Source organism: Klebsiella sp. X1-16S-Nf21, from assembly GCF_002837615.1.
Taxonomy (GTDB): domain Bacteria; phylum Pseudomonadota; class Gammaproteobacteria; order Enterobacterales; family Enterobacteriaceae; genus Klebsiella; species Klebsiella variicola.
Genome location: NZ_PJDK01000001.1, coordinates 1 through 17233, shown reverse-complemented (window position 1 = coordinate 17233; position 17233 = coordinate 1). Strand labels below are relative to the sequence as shown.

Genomic DNA, 17233 nt, shown 5'->3' with positions numbered 1-17233 from the left:
CACATGGACAAACAGTATCCGGTACGCCAGTGGGCGCACGGCGCCGATCTCGTCGTCAGCCAGCTGGAAGCGCAAGGCGTACGTCAGATCTTCGGTATCCCCGGCGCCAAAATCGACAAGGTGTTCGACTCACTGCTGGATTCCTCGATTCGCATTATTCCGGTACGTCACGAAGCCAACGCCGCGTTTATGGCCGCCGCGGTCGGACGCATTACCGGCAAAGCGGGCGTGGCGCTGGTCACCTCCGGTCCGGGTTGTTCCAACCTGATCACCGGCATGGCCACTGCGAACAGCGAAGGCGACCCGGTGGTGGCCCTGGGCGGGGCGGTGAAACGCGCCGATAAGGCGAAGCAGGTCCATCAGAGTATGGATACGGTGGCGATGTTCAGCCCGGTCACCAAATACGCCGTCGAGGTGACGGCGCCGGATGCGCTGGCGGAAGTGGTCTCTAACGCCTTCCGCGCCGCCGAGCAGGGCCGCCCGGGCAGCGCGTTCGTCAGCCTGCCGCAGGATGTGGTCGATGGCCCGGTCAGCGGTAAAGTACTGCCGGCCAGCCGGGCTCCGCAGATGGGCGCCGCGCCGGATGACGCCATCGACCAGGTGGCGAAGCTTATCGCTCAGGCGAAGAACCCGATCTTCCTGCTCGGCCTGATGGCCAGCCAGCCGGAAAACAGCGCGGCGCTGCGCCGTTTGCTGGAGGCCAGCCATATTCCGGTCACCAGCACCTATCAGGCCGCCGGGGCGGTGAATCAGGATAACTTCTCTCGCTTCGCCGGTCGGGTCGGGCTGTTTAACAACCAGGCCGGGGACCGTCTGCTGCAGCTCGCCGACCTGGTGATCTGCATCGGCTACAGCCCGGTGGAATATGAACCGGCGATGTGGAACAGCGGCAACGCGACGCTGGTGCATATCGACGTGCTGCCCGCCTATGAAGAGCGCAACTACACCCCGAATGTCGAGCTGGTGGGCGATATCGCCGGCACCCTCAACAAGCTGGCGCAAAATATCGATCACCGGCTGGTGCTCTCCCCGCAGGCGGCGGAGATCCTCCGCGACCGCCAGCACCAGCGCGAACTGCTGGACCGCCGCGGCGCGCAGCTGAATCAGTTTGCCCTGCATCCGCTGCGCATCGTTCGCGCCATGCAGGATATCGTCAACAGCGACGTCACGCTGACCGTGGACATGGGCAGTTTCCATATCTGGATCGCCCGCTACCTGTACAGCTTCCGCGCCCGTCAGGTGATGATCTCCAACGGCCAGCAGACCATGGGCGTCGCCCTGCCCTGGGCCATCGGCGCCTGGCTGGTCAATCCTGAGCGCAAAGTGGTCTCCGTCTCCGGCGACGGCGGCTTCCTGCAGTCGAGCATGGAGCTGGAGACCGCCGTCCGCCTCAAAGCCAACGTGCTGCATCTCATCTGGGTCGATAACGGCTACAACATGGTGGCCATCCAGGAAGAGAAAAAATACCAGCGCCTGTCCGGCGTCGAGTTCGGGCCGATGGATTTTAAAGCCTATGCCGAGTCCTTCGGCGCCAAAGGGTTTGCCGTGGAAAGCGCCGAGGCGCTGGAACCGACGCTGCGCGCGGCGATGGACGTCGACGGCCCGGCGGTGGTGGCCATCCCGGTGGATTATCGCGATAACCCGCTGCTGATGGGCCAGCTCCATCTGAGTCAGATTCTGTAAGTCATCACAATAAGGAAAGGAAAATGAAAAAAGTCGCACTTGTTACCGGCGCCGGCCAGGGGATTGGTAAAGCTATCGCCCTTCGTCTGGTGAAGGATGGATTTGCCGTGGCCATTGCCGATTATAACGATGCCACAGCCAAAGCGGTCGCCTCGGAAATCAACCAGGCCGGCGGACACGCCGTGGCGGTGAAAGTGGATGTTTCTGACCGCGACCAGGTATTTGCCGCCGTTGAACAGGCGCGCAAAACGCTGGGCGGCTTCGACGTCATCGTCAATAACGCCGGCGTGGCGCCGTCCACGCCGATCGAGTCCATTACCCCGGAGATTGTCGACAAAGTCTACAACATCAACGTCAAAGGGGTGATCTGGGGTATTCAGGCGGCGGTCGAGGCCTTTAAGAAAGAGGGTCACGGCGGGAAAATCATCAACGCCTGTTCCCAGGCCGGCCACGTCGGCAACCCGGAACTGGCGGTGTATAGCTCCAGTAAATTCGCGGTTCGCGGCTTAACCCAGACCGCCGCTCGCGACCTCGCGCCGCTGGGCATCACGGTCAACGGCTACTGCCCGGGGATTGTCAAAACGCCAATGTGGGCCGAAATTGACCGCCAGGTGTCCGAAGCCGCCGGTAAACCGCTGGGCTACGGTACCGCCGAGTTCGCCAAACGCATCACTCTCGGTCGTCTGTCCGAGCCGGAAGATGTCGCCGCCTGCGTCTCCTATCTTGCCAGCCCGGATTCTGATTACATGACCGGTCAGTCGTTGCTGATCGACGGCGGGATGGTATTTAACTAATAAAAAATAAGCTCTGACATGGCTTGCCCCTGCTTTCGCGCAGGGGCTTTTTTTTGGTTTGAGTGTAAGTGTAAGCATCCCGGGGAAACGAAGCATCAATACTTGAGGGCTTCTGGCGTTCCTACTTGCGCTTCTGGCACGACGTGGGCAATCTGACTGGGATGAAGGTCTGATTTGAGCGAGGAGCGGAAGTTCGGGAACGGGATAGCTCCATTGATGACTTTATGCTACGTGTTAAACCACAGGTAATGGAGTTGCTGCTGGAGAAAGTAGTATTCTTTAGACTGAGATCTTTTGAAAGGAACTGTAGTTGCTATAAAATTGAGGAACCAAATTTTTTAGCTTTTAAAAAATAAAATATTATCTCTTTTAGAAATTAGATAAGCAGGAGAAAAGCTATGATATCGGTAATAAAGGACCTATTTAGTAACCAAGTGGTTTCCGCAGTCATTCTTACTATCATTGGAGCGATTACAAAAAAGTATATTCAGTTTCATCGCAGAGACTTTTTTTCACGCTCACCCTCCGAGCAGATAAAAGCAGTCGAATGGCTTAGAACCTCTTCTGTACCCATCTCCGATCCGTTAGCAAAGGCGGAACAGCAGTTCCGCCTACAGTCGTTCGGACTGCATAGAGATTGGCATTTATCTTATAAAATCATATGCTTGAGCTCCGATTATGCACAGTCATTAATTCCGTCCTTGAAGGCAGTCTTGCGTTATCAGGGCATGTACACAATTACTAACGGGAATATATACCCTCATAAATTCCATAAGTGGATAATACCTTTTGTGTTAATATCGTTGCTATTATATATCGGTGCTGAGATATACAGAGGTTCTTCACAGAGTGATGGTATAGAGATTTTGAAATCTCTATACGTCGTTATTGTGGCTTTTATAGTATGGTGTTGGGTCGCTGCTTGTGCTCTGAGAGTATCAAGCATCAGTAAAAAGCTCAATGCCTATATCCCACCCGCAAACGATTTTAAATCCAAGACATACGATTTCAGTTCAATACTCAATAATAGATATCCCTAGCCTGGCTGATCTGCTTCCCGTAAATACTGATACCTGGCAGTAAGCGAGATCCGCTTCTGGCACGGCGCGAACTGTTAACTGAGCCAAAGGTCCGCCATGAGCGAGGAGCGGACATTTTTCTTCGTCCTCTACTTCGTCCATTCTTTATGCAGTAACGCATAGATGTATGTGTCGTCATACCTTTCTTTACCCTCCTCGTTTTCAAAGGAGACAAATTCTTTAAAACATCCTTCACGTCGCATAAGTAGTCGTTCGCATAGTTTTTGAGAGGAGTAATTATAATCTTCCACCCAGGCATACAAACGTCTGGCGCCTTTTACTTTAAATAAATAATCAAACAGTGCAGTAACTGACTCGCTTGCATATCCCTGATGTTCGTAACGTTGATTAAAATGCCAGCCTACTGACCAGGTATTGCTGTCTGGCTCGTTGCTATTGTCCGCAAAAAGATGTCCGATTAACGTATCGGTTTCATTTAGACAAACGGCAAACTGTGTTGGGTCAGAGGCTCGTTTAGCCACGTCGACCTCTGCCTCAGCGAGTGAATGTAACTTTTCATCCTTAAAGCAAGGAGTACGTGGTGAAGAGAGGTAATCGAAAAGAGCTGCCGCATCCTCTTCCTTAAAATGGCGAATGATTAATCTTTGAGTGGTAATGATGGTCATAATGTCCTTGATAATGTAATGCCAGCCAGTTCAGCAAGAAGTCTGCTTTAAACTGGCCGGAACACAGGGCAGAGATTAGCCGTTTCGGCTATTCCCCAGTCTGTATTTTCGCATGCCTGTAAATCGTGTGATCGTCACGAAAAATACCGGAACAAATAAAATGGCCAGTAGCGTTCCGCTAATCATCCCGCCGAATACACCGGTACCAATCGCGTGCTGCGTGCTGGCGCTGGCTCCACTGGCAAGCATCAGCGGAACAACACCTAATGTGAAAGCCAGAGAAGTCATCAGAATTGGCCGTAAGCGTAGCTTTGCAGCCGTCAATGTCGCGTCAATAAGGCTCTTTCCTTCTTTCATCAATTGTCTCGCGAACTCGATAATCAGAATCGCATTCTTGGCGGAAAGTCCAATCAGGGTTATCAGACCCACTTTGAAAAAGACGTCATTCGTCATATTTGTAACGGATACGGCCAGCACAGCGCCGAGCAGCCCCAGAGGAACAACGAGCATGACCGCGAAGGGAATGGACCAGCTTTCGTAAAGAGCAGCCAGCACCATGAATACCACCAGTACCGAGAGCACAATAAGACCCGGAAGCTGTGATGCAGACTCTTTTTCCTGTAACGAACTTCCCGCCCACTCACCGGCGAACCCCGGTGGTAAGTGCTTAGCCAGATTGTCCATTGCCGCCATTGCGGTACCTGACGATTTTCCCTGTGCGGAACTCCCGGTTATGCGTATGGCAGGATATCCCTGATAGCGTATCAGTTGCTGCGGTGCTACATTCCACGAAAGCGTCACAAAAGTGGATAATGGAAGCATCTGCCCCAGACGGTTTTTGACAGACAAAGCCAAAAGTTGTTCAGGCTGCATCCGGTATGGCGCATCCGCCTGGACGATAACCTGCTGAACTCGACCATTATTGGTATAGTCATTAACATAATTGGAACCTGCTGCAACCGAGATGGTTTGATTTATTTCATCAAACGAAACCCCCATGGCTTCCGCTTTTTCCCTGTCGACATGCAGGGAAAGGCTTGTTCCCTCACCAAGTCCATCAATATAGACATCGGTAAGGTGAGGATTATGATTTGCCTGTACAATAAGCTCATCGGCCGCCTTTTTGAGTGCCTGATAGCCTTTCCCCCCTCTGTCCTGTAAATAATAAGTGAACCCGGATGAGGTTCCCATATCAGAAATAGCCGGAGGCAGCAGACTCATTGTTACGGCGTCCGGCACGTTTGCCATTTGGGACTGAATATGGTCAGCTTCTTCCTGTGCCGTGGTTCCTTTGCGTTGTTTCCAGTCCTTGAGGGTGGTGAATGCCATGGCCGAATTTTGGCCTGACCCTGAAAAACCAAATCCCAGAATCATAATGTTACTTTCTACCGCCTGCCGATGGGCGATCTCCTCTTCAAATGTATCGACGACCTTAAGCGTCCGCTGCATCGTGGCATCAGAAGGAAGCTGGATTGAGGACATAAAATAACCCTGATCTTCATCGGGTATAAATGATGATGGTAAGGTGGACAGCCCGGCAAACAATGCCAAACATAATGCAGCGTAGATCATCATCATACGGCCAGTACGCTTCAGTACAAATCCCAGACCAGTGGCGTAAAACGAAGTCAGGCGATGAAAGTGAGCGTTAAACCACGCTGAAAATACGCTGCTTTTACCCTGATGAATACCATGTGGTTTGAGCAGGGTTGCACAAAGCGCAGGCGTTAACGTCAGCGCCAGGAATGCCGACAGTAAAATGGATATCGCCATCGAAATGCTGAACTGTCGATAAATAATACCCACAGAACCGCTGGTAAAGGCCATTGGTATAAACACCGCAGTGAGCACCAGCGTAATACCAATGATTGCCGGCGTAATTTCACGCATCGCTTCTCGCGTTGCATCCTGTGGAGACATTTTTTTGTCTTCCATCAGTCGTTCGACGTTCTCCACCACAACAATAGCATCGTCAACAATAATCCCGATGGCCAGTATCATTCCAAACATGGTTAAAATATTGATGGAATAACCACTTAATAGCATTACGGTAAATGTGCCGAGCAGCGCCACGGGTGCCACAATCGCAGGAATAAGCGTACAGCGTATCTTGTGAAGGAAAAGCAGCATCACGAAAAAGACCAGAACCATGGCTTCAACAAATGTCTCAACTACCTTCAATATCGATAGCTTTACAAATGGAGCCGTATCGAAAGGCACGGTGAATGTCATTCCCTCGGGAAGCACACCGGACAGTTCTGCTAACCGCGCGCGGATACCCGACGCAGTACTAATCGCATTTGCACCAGGAGACAACTGAATGGCGGCTGCCGTTGCAGGCACGCCATTTTCACGGATGCCAAATGCGTAACTTTGCAACCCGGATTCCACGCGGGCAACATCTGCCAGTGTCACCCGGGCGGCTGAGACCTGTGATTTAATCGTGATATTGCGAAATTCTTCAACCGAAGAGAGCTGCCCTTTTACCGTTATTGGATAGGTCACCTCTTGACTGCTCGTCGCGGGTTCATCTCCTGTTCTGCCCGGTGAAACAATCACGTTTTGTTGACTGATGGCGCTTAATACATCCGTAACAGAGAGCCCATAGCTGTGTAATTTCATCGGGTCCAGCCATATGCGGAGTGCCTTTTCTCCGCCAAAAAGCTGGACTTTACCTACACCAGGTACGCGACGGAGTTCATCAGTAACATTCCTTGCGAAATAATCGCTTAAGTCAGCTTCCTGATAGGCTCCGCTTGGCGATTTTAACCCCACCATCATTAAAAAACCGGAATTAGCTGCCTCAACATTTATCCCATTCTGTCTTACCGACTGCGGCAGGCGGGATTCTACAATTTTAATTTGGTTTTGCAGATCCATCTGGGCGAGTTTGATGTCGGTGCCGGGTTTGAAAGTTACCGTAATTGACGCCATCCCTGTCGTGTCACTGGAAGATTCAAAATAGAGTAAATTGTCAACACTCGCAATTTCACGCTCGATCAGAGACACGACGGATGTGTTCATCACTTCCGGGCTGGCTCCAGGGTAACTCACTGAAATGATAATACCGGGTGGCGCAACTTCAGGGTATTGCGCAACCGGTAAACGAGGTATGGACAACAGTCCCGTCAGAACAATAAACAGGGCAATAACCCATGCGAAGATGGGGCGCTCAATGAAAAAGTGCGGCATCAGGTGTACTTCCAGTCAACATACAAAGGGTAAAAGTTCAGCATGGTTTTCCTGATAAAGAGGTCTCATCGTCAGTCGAAACCCGTTTACCGATATCCCTGAGCTGGGAAAATTTCTCAAGAAGTTGTGGTGCGTCATCCAGGCTTGTTGCAAACATCCACATATAGGTCATGACGGAATAAATATGTCCGGCATTAATTCCGGATTCCATGCTCATCCTGATAATGGTCATGGAAAAGAGAGCAGAAACCAGAAGGCCTATTGATAAATATCCCCATGCCTCTCTGTCGGATAACACCACGCGCAGACGGGCAAGTGTGTCATAATGTCGCTTAAGAGCACCAAAAGACGCCTTATTAACATAATCGACCTCTTTCTCAAGGCGATTATTCAGCCGTCTGTAGAATGTCTCATTTTTGCTGGCATAGCTTGAGACAAAACACATCAGTATTGCCACGATGATCAAACAGGCTATACCTGTCCAGAATTCAATCCATAACAGCATAATTGCTGCGCCGAAAAGGGAAATGATCGAGGTGATCAATACGGGCAGGTGCAACTCGAAGAAATCTACAAATTCACGTGATAGAGTGACTCTCGCAGCAATAGTCGAGTGATTAAGTGAATATTTTCGCTGGGATAATACTACAGTCACAGCAAGACTTGCGTAGATACGTGCAAACGTTCGCGTATCGACACTACGTCTGGCGGCTCCCATGCACCACATGAACAGAACCATCAGGCCATAAAGGGCCGCATGTGACGTCTGTCCGCCCAGGATGGCATTTATCGCCATGCCTGCCAGAACGGGGTAGAGCAGGAATGCAACGTTTTCAGCAATAACCAGCATGAAAGTAATACACAATTTCTTTCTGTGCCGCCAGGCAAGTCTCTTAAGTGAGATAGCAACCCCGGGGGCCATAGGTTTGTCGTTGCCTTTATAAATCATGATAAATTATATTAAACATCTGTGTGTAAAGGGTTCTGCAGTTGGTTTATTATGTCAGCTAAGTGAAACGAGACAGCAGAAAAGAGCAGTCATAAATCCATGTGCTAAGTGTAACGTGATGATGTCAATCGTGAATGGATGTTTTATGGAGGATATGTGTACTCACTCCTGAGGTTATGTATCATGTTGACATTGCATAATATCAAACCATTCTTATACATAAACATAAAGGTAGTCCGCAAAAGAAAACCATTAAAAAAAATTCATAATAAAAAACAAAATCATAGATATCTGGAAAAGTATTCAAAAGCAGATGCAATACAATGATGGTGTGTATAAACAGTAAAATCAGACCGAATGTTATTACGATGAAATTTTTAAAAACTCCAGGTTTTTTCTGAATAATAAATGATAATGCTGTAATGATTATCAAAACACGAATCAGTAATGATGAGGGTAATGTGGATTCTACTTTTTCATTAATTGAATGCACAAGGTAAAGCCAGGTAGATAACAACCCATATGAAACGATGCAAAATAAAAGTGAGGCCATCAAATTCTCGCGCCGGAAAAAACATTTAGTCAACACCATAAAACTCCTAAGACAAAGTACATATTGCATGAAACACTTAACCTGGTTGTAGATTATCACTTAGCGATGTTGATTAATTATTTATAAAATGTGTAGTGAATATGGAGAGCATGGCTGGTAAAATTTAAGGATAATTTCCCGATGAACTTTTCCAAAAAATACCTGTCAAAACACATTAAATTGAAAATTAATGTTTGTAATTGAGTTAAAGAACTTTAAGCATGACGATAAAAGTGCTTTCAGGGTAAAATGCATGTTGTCATCAGCACTGTGGAAGAAAATATGAACAACAACAATCTGATTATCGTCGCAGAAGACGATGATGACATCGCTGCCATACTGACAGGCTATTTACGTAAGGCAGGTATGAAAACCTTAAGAGCCGAAGACGGTGAGCAGGCAATCAATCTTACCCGTCTGAACAAGCCTGATCTACTGCTATTGGACATCCACCTGCCCGTGTACGATGGCTGGAATGTTCTCACCACGTTAAGAAAGGAAACGAATGTACCGGTCATCATGGTGACAGCACTGGATCAAGACGTAGATAAACTGATGGGGCTACGACTCGGGGCTGACGATTATGTGATAAAACCCTTTAATCCATCTGAGGTTATTGCCCGGGTTGAAGCTGTGCTTCGCAGAACCAGACCGGTTGCAGAGTCTACACATTCACGGCCTTTAAGAACGCCTTTTTTAACGATTTATCCTGATGAGTTTTACGTTGAAATCACTGCACAAGGTGAGGTTTCCACGCCAGTATTAACCACCACTGAGTTTAAGCTTTTAACCTATCTGGCGAGAAACCCGAGAAAAGTCTGTTCACGTGAAGAGTTACTCGATGCGTGTTTACCTGAGGGAGACTCGCTGGATCGTACTGTAGACAGTCATATGAGTAAACTTCGGAAAAAGCTTGAACATGCCGGATTGAAGGGCATTCCGGAAAGCATCCGAGGATTAGGCTACCGGTTGGGTGACAAAAAATGAACAAAGAAACGATTCTGAGCCGTCAGATTTTGACATATATGTTGTTGTTAACGTTTTTTATTATTGCCATTGCAATACTCGGTTCCTACTTATTTTATAGTTTCCTGATTTATTACCTGCCGGGTGGAATGAACGAAGGCAGTGAAGATGCTATGACATTCCTTGACTGGATGTGGATTCTGATGGCGTCCGTTACCAGTCTGGTCGTTGCACTTTTCTTTACCGTAAAGCTGTCTGCAAGAATATTCAACCCACTCAATGACGTCGCATACAGCCTGAAACAAATCTCTCAGGGAAACCTTAGTGCCAGAGCATTTAACAGCAGTTCTAAGTTGGGAGAGATGAATAGGCTCGTCAATGACTTTAATGAGATGGCTGAAAAGTTACAGACGCTGGATGCGCAGCGAAATTTATGGAATGCTGCAATTGCTCATGAACTCCGGACGCCGGTGACTATCTTACGTGGGAGGCTTCAGGGACTGGTTGACGGCGTGTTCGAACCAGAACCGTCGTTATTCAGGAACCTTCTTAAACAAACTGAAGGTCTGACCAACTTAATTGAGGATCTCCGCGTCGTGAGTTCGTCAGGAGGCGCTGGGTACTCCTTGATGCTGAGTGAAGTCGATCTCAAGTCCACGATTTCAAATGCGCTTGATACCTTTTGGCCGGACTTTGATAAAAAGCATTTCAAAATTGTCACTGAGATTAACCATCAGTATTGCGTTTGCGATCCCTTACGCATTATTCAGTGCCTCACCGTTCTTTTTGACAATGCCTTAAAATATTCCACACCACAAACGCTGTTAATAAAGAATGGTATTGCAGGAAACGATAATTTTATTATCGTTCAGGACAAAGGACCTGGAATTCCTGAAGAACTCCAGAAGTCCTTATTCCAGCCTTTTCAGCGAGGAGAATACGCCAAAAATATTAATCCAGAGGGTTGTGGTTTAGGGTTGTCGGTAGTTAAAGCCATTATGTGCGCCCACGGCGGAGACGTTAGCTATAGTTTAACACCAGAAAATGGCTCACTTTTCAAACTCTCATGGCCTGTTTAAGGGCATGAATACACAGGCTCGATCGAACCTGTTTTAGCAAGAGAGATCCCACATACTGCCGAGTTTTGCGTCCCAAATTGATGGGGTGATTTTAAGTTTTCCTCTTTTGGGGCTTAATGTTATTTCGCTGAAATAGATGTCATCTCCTTTTAGCATAAGATCGACGCGGCAGTAGTCTATTTCTTTTGCTAAGTCCTGGGCGGCAATAACGGATTTATGAAATGATTCGGGTTCATCAACCGGCAATGGCGTGTTTGGGTACTCCATCTGAAAGGGTTGTAAATTCCACGCTCTGTCATAAACGTTAATGAATTCGTTTCCATCGCTGTCAGTAAAGTCGGCCTCGATAAAACATGCCACACCGTGAAAGCAATGTATTCTTATCATTTCCGGAGTTATATTTCGGTGTTTACTGGAAAATAGATCCAGATACATTTCGCATAGGATCACGGGTGGTATGTTTTTATACTGCCATTCTCGGGTCGTATAATACATATTCTTTTTAAGAGATAGTTTTAATTTGCTTTTAACCTTAGCGGGATCAATATTCGTTTTATCCGTGCATATGACCGCGCTACCACTATCATGATTGCATTTCAAAACAAATTTTGAGGGAAGTTTGTCGAAATCAATATCATCAACTCTGTTATAAACACCTACTAAAGGAATAAGCTTAATTAAATTAGTCCGTTTCTCAACATACTGCCTGACCAGAAGTTTATCAGCAAGCAATGTATAAAATGGGTTGTGGATAAATAAAATGCGATGGCAAATTTTCTCATTAAGCGTTACAGGGTTGAGTAAATCCGGATATGTGCCAGATATTTCTCTTAACCTGTCTGCATGAAATGAAATGTCATTAGTCAAAATTGTTCTGCATTTTCTCAACAAATATTCAATGTATTTGATTTGATAGTTTATTTTGTTCATAACGCCTCCGGTTCAGAAAGGAAATTCTGACAGAGGTTTGTTGATTTATTTTTTGCAAATTATGGAGAGTATATGGACCGACTTGCTTCTTTATTAACAGAAATTAATCCGGACCATTGTCCGCGCCTTGCACGAATCGGAAAAGTTAACTGCACTGAAGATCCGCTCTGAACGAAGAGCGGATCTTCAGTGCAAAAGAACAGCAAGGCCCGCCTTTATTATTAATAATGCCTTATCTACAACTGCTGAGTTACCCAGCTACCATTTTCAGCGAAAAATACCGTCGCATCGGCTCCATTGACCAGGGATATTTGAGGAGGTATGTGGCCAATATCAACATCATACAGTACGGGCACGGCAATATTCTCAAAAGCGGCTTTAAGGGCATCCAGATAATTATGTTTAGTCGGGTCGCTTACGTCGGGTGCAGCACTTCTGCCGATAAGAACACCATTTAAATTATCAAACCAACCCTGTAATCGTAAGCTAAATAATGCGCGTGTTAATTCACAGGGAGCCATTTCCACATTTTCAAAATAGAGGATTATTCCTTGAGGGCTATTGCTCGCCTTGAACAAGGGCACATTCCCGAATGGTGTACCTGCTAACCTGGATATTATTTCGAGGCAGCCGCCGATCAGTTTCCCGCTAAATGTCAGAGAAGATGTAACACCATCAAGGCATTTCCACTGTGTTTTTTGGGTCAGATTGAAACCTCCGTCTGACGCTGTTCCCCATTGATTTTCATCCGCTTGAAATGCTGTTGAAGAGTACTGTTTGATTACAGTTCCCCGATTCGATTCCAGAATTTCCCATACGGCCTGAGTGGTGGCATCTAACTTTTGAGCGCCAAGATCCATGAGGTTCGGCCCATGCAAAGTAGCCCAGCCCGATATCGTCGTCAGTGGGAAATGAAGTGTACTAAGATCTGAAAAGCCCACAAACCATTTTGGTTTAGACCGGGACAACAGATCAAAATCAATCAAATCAAGTAATTCCATCGCCAGATCACCGCCCCAAGGTGGCATAACAGCTTTTATATCTGGGTCAGTAAGATAAGACATTAATTCTTCAACGCGAGAAAATTTAGTGGCGCTTTTATTTTTGTGCTGCGAGCGTAAGCAGCGTCCTTCGCGGGCCTGGTAACCTCTTTTCTTTAGGTTTTTTATGGCGAGTTCCAGTCTGGGATGCAGATGTTCAGGTACGCCAGAAGAGGGAGCGGTTACACCAATAACATCTCCTGGAGCCAGCCTGGGTGGAAAGAGGACACTCATGGATAAATCCTTTTCAGAACATATAGAATTCCATAATCCATAATTAAAGCCAGGATGTAAAATTAACAGGCGAACACTCCGCTTGTTTTTTCTATGAGCCTTTAAAAGGTCTGCTCATGGCACCCAAGGGACTTTACCGGCGTAGATGATGCGTCAGGCAACTAATCCTCAAAAGTGCTTACTGCTTATTCGCGGGACCGCCGGCTGATTTGGGTTGGATCATGACGACTACTCTTTTAGCTATTCCCGGTTTCCCCTTTTCAAAGCGCCATTTACTCATCATTTTCTCGATGATTTTATGTTCAAACTCCGGAGTCGTTGTCGATTCCAGTATCTTAACATTCTGAACTCTGCCATCTGAATCAACATCATACTGAATCCGCAGAGCATTCGGCAGGAGGTTTCCGTTCTTATCATGAGTGGTAATTGCTGTGTTTGCAGAGGAAATGCTGCCTGAAGGTGTGCTGGCGCTGGCCGGTATACCGGCGCAGAGTGCCAGGAACAATGGCAGAATCAGGGTGAATAGTCTGATAGCTTGCATAAATCGTCCGAATTCCAAAATTAACCATGAATCTTCACGTTACCAACGGCGCGAGTGACAGGCTACCAGATGAAATGATCAGTGAATACCGCGTCTTCAGCGGCAATCCCTTTGACCTCCTTACCAGGCGCTTCGTACCACATCCATTCCCGGGGTCGTTTCGCTATCAGGACTAGTGGGAGCTGAGCGAGTGTATCAATGATTCCTTTTGCCAGCTGTCAGCTCGTCAGGGAACATGACCGAGCTAACACCCTTAAGTGATGAGAGACGACCATGGAGTTCGTCCGTAAAGGTAAAATGCGTCGTGCCCGGATTATCAGAGATACACACTGGTACAGACAGGTGCCGGGTAACGGCCTCGAAGCGTGAGAAGACTTCGTCGTCACGGAGTGACTGGTAGCTGACCGCCGGGAGTAACAGGACATTCGCGCCAGCTGCCTGGGCATCATCAGCCAGATGTAGAATGGCGTCGATACGGACCGATCCCACACAGACCATAACCGGGATGTCCCCGGCATGCTGTTTTGCCAGAGTGGCTACGCGCTTGCGCTGCTCCCGGGTCAGATAGGCGTAGCGTGCGGTTGACCCCAGGATGCCCATAGAATCAACCCGAGCATCTGTACGGCGGGAAAGCATATGGCTGAACCCCTTTTCATCCACGCCGCTGGCGGCTATTGGGGTTAATGGAAACGCCGATAACCGCTAAACATACCTGTTTCTCCTGAAGGATATTACTGCTGTTGTTCTTCGATGAGAGCAACGTCAAACCACAGGCCGGGCATCATTTTTTCCAGGCCGTCGGTCAGCATCTTCCCGGCTTCGTGCAGTTTTTCCAGCGGCATCTGCGGCAGGCTTTCCAGAATGAACCACATTTGCTGAGCGTCCACGCCCAGACGGGTTCTGATCCCCTGTCGCCAGTTCCAGCGGCGGCAGGTCACGCCGGTGTCATCACACCAGATAACCTCTCCTTGTGAAGGATATTCAACGGCCGTTTCACCCTCTTTGACGGTATCAAAAGGCTCTGTTCCGTTTGCCACAGCCAGACGTGGTGAACCCTGATAGGCAGAGATATTCTCCCCACCAACCGGTACGGCGTAGCGGAGACTCACGGCGTTATAAAGATCAACGATGGGATCGAGCGCGGGCATCGTTCCGTCACGTAATACGCGCTTACGTAACGCATCAGCTGAGCAAGGGGTGCGTTTAGGTTTAGCACCAAACTTTTGAAAAACGTCGGCCCAGGCTGCCAGATGAGATCCCGCCCATTCCGGTTCGCCGGCCAGAACGGCTTCACAGGCTTCCCGCAGCGCGATTTCTCCAGCGTCGGGATGAAGCACTGGCGCAGCTTTTACGCAGATACTGAGTGCCCGAAAACCTGGGGCAATACGATAAATTTCAGGGGCAATTGACGGAGAGACGGTTAACACGTGATAATCCTTTAATGACTAATTTATTCTATGATAATGACCGATGACCAAAAAAGTCAATTTAATGACCGATGCAAATGCTATCGTCAACACGGTGAATGAAGCCGTATCTCAGCGAATTAAACAGTATCGTAAGCAAAAGAAAATCTCCCTCGATGAACTCTCCCGTCGAGCCGGCGTCAGCAAGGGAGCGCTGGTTGAGATAGAAGGATGCCGGGCCAATCCCAGCATTGCTCTGTTATGCCGCCTGGCTACCGCGATGGGGGTTTCGGTGGCTGATTTTGTGGATGTCAGTTCCAAACCGACTGTGCATCTCATTGCTGAAGATGAGATCCCAGAATTGTGGGAAGGTGAAAAAGGCGGGAGAGCAAGACTGCTCGCAGGGTCGGGTGGGCCTGATATGACCGAGCTCTGGATGTGGGAAATGCAGCCGGGGGAAAAGTTTGCTTCACCGGGCCACACGGAAGGAACGCTTGAACTGTTTTATGTTCAGTCGGGCACGCTCACATTGGGGGTAAAGGACCATTTGTATCGGGTAAAAACCGGCTGTTCGGCAACGGCCAGAACGGACGTTCCTCATTTCTACGAAAACCAGGGGGAGAGCCCGCTGGTATTTATCATGACAGTACATGAGAAAACATCCTGAGTGTTTGCCCGGTATGCCTGTAGGGCTTGTCTCATCAAAGCAAGTTTGCAAGGAGTCGTTTAGTGGATAATCAGCATCTGCGTTTTACCCAAGGCCAGTTTACTGTCACAACCGATCCCGCCTTTTTTCAGCAGGAAGCCATTCACGATTACCTCTCGCAATCGTCCTGGGCGCCTGGCATTGATGCTGAAACGGTCAGAATATCAATCCAGAACAGCCTTTGTTTTGCGCTTCTGGATGGAACAAGACAAATCGGCTTCGCCCGTCTGGTCACCGACTATGCCACTTTTGGTTATTTGTGCGACGTCTACGTGCTGAACGAGTATCAGAAAAGTGGTCTTGGTCGTTGGCTGATTGAATGCTGTCACGCCCATCCCGTGATGTCACGCCTGCGACGGATAATGCTGGTAACCTCTAGCGCGCCCTGGCTATACCAGAAGCTGGGGTATAACCCATTGAACCAACCAGATTTTGTCTGGCAAATCAATCGACCCGATATTTATCGTAAACCCGGGCAAAAGTAAGACTATTTTTTGAGAGTAATGATAAATGTTAATCCGTAGGGCCCGTCCCTCTGATGCAGAAGAGCTTGCCATTTTAGCCGAACGCACCTTTAGAAAAACGTTTGAGGCGGGTAATACTCAGAAGGATATGGAGCTTCACTGCCAGGCAAGTTATTCAACAGATATTCAGTTGCAAGAAATCCTCAGAGAAGACTGGATTACATTAGTCTGCGAATACGAAAGCAAACTGATAGGGTATGCCCAACTGAGGTGGGAAGCATTTCCTCCCTGTGTAAATAGCATTCACGCCGGGGAAATCCTGTGTCTGTATATCGATGAACCTTATCATGGCAAAGGTTTTGCACAAGCGCTGATACACAAGTGCTTTGCTGAATTTGCGGCACAGGGATCGGATATTGTCTGGTTAGGTGTCTGGGAACATAACCCAAGGGCAATCTCTTTTTACCATAAGCTTGGGTTTACCGAGGTGGGTGAACATATCTTCCAGGTTGGGACAGATCCCCAGAGAGATATCATTATGAAACGCTCAACGGGTGTTAGCTGAACAAACATTACGACGTCCGCTCTGGCACACAGCAGGCGTGATCGACACCAGGAGACGTCACGCGCTAGCGGCTAAGCGTAGCGCCGGCTCGGAAAATCCCGGATGGCGGCGCGTGGCGCCTTATCCGGGCTACGCGGTTGTGCCACTCTTGTGCCGTTATTTTGCCGGGTGGCGGCTGCGCCTGACCCGGCCTACAAAAACAGGGCCGCCCGTACTCTTCTGGTGGCATGCCCCTGGCCCGCGCCTGCGCAGCGCCGCCGGGCTGTTACTGCGCCTGCTGCTGCGCTTGCGCCAGCTGGCGGACGATCGCCTCGCGCCGCGCATCCCCTTCCGGCAGCCGGGCCAGTAACGCCTGCAAGGCTGCCACGGCTTCGGGGTAATCTTCAT

General features: G+C 48.5%; 15 protein-coding genes and 3 pseudogenes. 8 read left to right on the top strand and 10 right to left on the bottom strand.

The window, feature by feature from the left end:
* The first annotated feature begins 3 nt into the window (after positions 1 to 3).
* The 3 genes from alsS (at position 4) to CW267_RS31140 (ending at position 3517) form a co-directional block, all read left to right on the top strand.
* Positions 4 to 1683, top strand: a complete 1680-nt coding sequence (alsS, locus tag CW267_RS00095) for an acetolactate synthase AlsS (RefSeq protein WP_060876476.1) — start codon at positions 4 to 6, stop codon at positions 1681 to 1683.
* 23 nt (positions 1684 to 1706) lie between these two features.
* Positions 1707 to 2477, top strand: a complete 771-nt coding sequence (locus CW267_RS00090; protein ID WP_008804546.1) for a (S)-acetoin forming diacetyl reductase — start codon at positions 1707 to 1709, stop codon at positions 2475 to 2477.
* 398 nt (positions 2478 to 2875) lie between these two features.
* Complete coding sequence (locus CW267_RS31140) at positions 2876 to 3517, top strand: hypothetical protein (protein WP_023322776.1); 642 nt, start codon at positions 2876 to 2878, stop codon at positions 3515 to 3517.
* 128 nt (positions 3518 to 3645) lie between these two features.
* Here the strand turns inward: CW267_RS31140 and CW267_RS00080 are convergent, their stop codons facing one another.
* From CW267_RS00080 to CW267_RS00060, 4 genes are all read right to left on the bottom strand, one after another.
* Positions 3646 to 4182, bottom strand: coding sequence for a GNAT family N-acetyltransferase (locus CW267_RS00080; RefSeq protein WP_049163134.1), 537 nt, complete (start codon positions 4180 to 4182; stop codon positions 3646 to 3648).
* A 75-nt stretch (positions 4183 to 4257) separates the two neighbouring features.
* Positions 4258 to 7374 (bottom strand): multidrug efflux RND transporter permease subunit KexD, encoded by a 3117-nt coding sequence (gene kexD / locus CW267_RS00075; RefSeq protein ID WP_100780925.1) that lies wholly within the window; start codon positions 7372 to 7374, stop codon positions 4258 to 4260.
* Positions 7375 to 7411: 37 nt separating this feature from the next.
* Complete coding sequence (locus CW267_RS00070; protein WP_004151176.1) at positions 7412 to 8296, bottom strand: ABC transporter six-transmembrane domain-containing protein; 885 nt, start codon at positions 8294 to 8296, stop codon at positions 7412 to 7414.
* A 229-nt stretch (positions 8297 to 8525) separates the two neighbouring features.
* Complete coding sequence (locus tag CW267_RS00060) at positions 8526 to 8915, bottom strand: hypothetical protein (protein WP_046620353.1); 390 nt, start codon at positions 8913 to 8915, stop codon at positions 8526 to 8528.
* Positions 8916 to 9197: 282 nt separating this feature from the next.
* Here CW267_RS00060 and CW267_RS00055 point away from each other — a divergent pair, with 282 nt between their 5' ends.
* Entirely contained in the window at positions 9198 to 9902 is a 705-nt protein-coding gene (locus CW267_RS00055; protein WP_004151175.1) for a response regulator, read from the top strand.
* Positions 9899 to 10960: a HAMP domain-containing histidine kinase CrrB gene (gene ccrB / locus CW267_RS00050; protein WP_100780926.1), complete on the top strand. Its 1062-nt coding sequence runs from the start codon at positions 9899 to 9901 to the stop codon at positions 10958 to 10960. Before CW267_RS00055 ends, ccrB begins: the two co-directional genes overlap by 4 nt.
* On the opposite strand, the pseudogene CW267_RS00045 reads toward ccrB, so the two are convergent.
* The 5 genes and pseudogenes from CW267_RS00045 to CW267_RS00025 all read right to left on the bottom strand — a co-directional run bounded on the left by CW267_RS00045 (position 10957) and on the right by CW267_RS00025 (position 15132).
* Positions 10957 to 11890: pseudogene (locus CW267_RS00045) on the bottom strand (ATP-grasp fold amidoligase family protein). The gene ccrB and the pseudogene CW267_RS00045 sit on opposite strands and share 4 nt — an antisense overlap.
* Positions 11891 to 12126: 236 nt before the next feature.
* Positions 12127 to 13164 carry a S66 peptidase family protein gene (locus tag CW267_RS00040; protein WP_100780927.1) on the bottom strand — a complete coding sequence of 346 codons (1038 nt, stop codon included), beginning with the start codon at positions 13162 to 13164 and terminating at the stop codon, positions 12127 to 12129.
* A gap of 178 nt (positions 13165 to 13342) precedes the next feature.
* Entirely contained in the window at positions 13343 to 13705 is a 363-nt protein-coding gene (locus CW267_RS00035) for a TonB family protein (RefSeq protein ID WP_023318491.1), read from the bottom strand.
* 228 nt (positions 13706 to 13933) lie between these two features.
* Positions 13934 to 14404, bottom strand: a pseudogene (locus CW267_RS00030) (dihydrodipicolinate synthase family protein); the annotation flags it as partial.
* A 32-nt stretch (positions 14405 to 14436) separates the two neighbouring features.
* Positions 14437 to 15132, bottom strand: a complete 696-nt coding sequence (locus tag CW267_RS00025) for a B3/4 domain-containing protein (RefSeq protein ID WP_012967971.1) — start codon at positions 15130 to 15132, stop codon at positions 14437 to 14439.
* 43 nt (positions 15133 to 15175) lie between these two features.
* On the opposite strand from CW267_RS00025, the gene CW267_RS00020 reads away from it, so the two are divergent.
* From CW267_RS00020 to CW267_RS00010, 3 genes are all read left to right on the top strand, one after another.
* The gene (locus CW267_RS00020; RefSeq protein ID WP_004175741.1) at positions 15176 to 15778 is read left to right on the top strand and encodes a helix-turn-helix domain-containing protein; all 603 of its coding nucleotides are present in this window, start codon (positions 15176 to 15178) and stop codon (positions 15776 to 15778) included.
* 62 nt (positions 15779 to 15840) lie between these two features.
* Complete coding sequence (locus CW267_RS00015) at positions 15841 to 16302, top strand: GNAT family N-acetyltransferase (RefSeq protein WP_023322784.1); 462 nt, start codon at positions 15841 to 15843, stop codon at positions 16300 to 16302.
* Between the two features lie 25 nt (positions 16303 to 16327).
* Positions 16328 to 16846 carry a GNAT family N-acetyltransferase gene (locus CW267_RS00010; RefSeq protein ID WP_032735827.1) on the top strand — a complete coding sequence of 173 codons (519 nt, stop codon included), beginning with the start codon at positions 16328 to 16330 and terminating at the stop codon, positions 16844 to 16846.
* 265 nt (positions 16847 to 17111) lie between these two features.
* On the opposite strand, the pseudogene CW267_RS00005 reads toward CW267_RS00010, so the two are convergent.
* Positions 17112 to 17233, bottom strand: a pseudogene (locus tag CW267_RS00005) (c-type cytochrome biogenesis protein CcmI); the annotation flags it as partial.

Excerpts from the sequence above, each read along its gene's own strand:
- alsS (WP_060876476.1), top strand. The coding sequence starts at position 4 with ATGGACAAACAGTATCCGGTACGCCAGTGGGCGCACGGCGCCGATCTC.
- CW267_RS00090 (WP_008804546.1), top strand. The coding sequence starts at position 1,707 with ATGAAAAAAGTCGCACTTGTTACCGGCGCCGGCCAGGGGATTGGTAAA.
- CW267_RS31140 (WP_023322776.1), top strand. The coding sequence starts at position 2,876 with ATGATATCGGTAATAAAGGACCTATTTAGTAACCAAGTGGTTTCCGCA.
- CW267_RS00080 (WP_049163134.1), bottom strand. The coding sequence starts at position 4,182 with ATGACCATCATTACCACTCAAAGATTAATCATTCGCCATTTTAAGGAA.
- kexD (WP_100780925.1), bottom strand. The coding sequence starts at position 7,374 with ATGCCGCACTTTTTCATTGAGCGCCCCATCTTCGCATGGGTTATTGCC.
- CW267_RS00070 (WP_004151176.1), bottom strand. The coding sequence starts at position 8,296 with ATGGCCCCCGGGGTTGCTATCTCACTTAAGAGACTTGCCTGGCGGCAC.
- CW267_RS00060 (WP_046620353.1), bottom strand. The coding sequence starts at position 8,915 with ATGGTGTTGACTAAATGTTTTTTCCGGCGCGAGAATTTGATGGCCTCA.
- CW267_RS00055 (WP_004151175.1), top strand. The coding sequence starts at position 9,198 with ATGAACAACAACAATCTGATTATCGTCGCAGAAGACGATGATGACATC.
- ccrB (WP_100780926.1), top strand. The coding sequence starts at position 9,899 with ATGAACAAAGAAACGATTCTGAGCCGTCAGATTTTGACATATATGTTG.
- CW267_RS00040 (WP_100780927.1), bottom strand. The coding sequence starts at position 13,164 with ATGAGTGTCCTCTTTCCACCCAGGCTGGCTCCAGGAGATGTTATTGGT.
- CW267_RS00035 (WP_023318491.1), bottom strand. The coding sequence starts at position 13,705 with ATGCAAGCTATCAGACTATTCACCCTGATTCTGCCATTGTTCCTGGCA.
- CW267_RS00020 (WP_004175741.1), top strand. The coding sequence starts at position 15,176 with ATGACCAAAAAAGTCAATTTAATGACCGATGCAAATGCTATCGTCAAC.
- CW267_RS00010 (WP_032735827.1), top strand. The coding sequence starts at position 16,328 with ATGTTAATCCGTAGGGCCCGTCCCTCTGATGCAGAAGAGCTTGCCATT.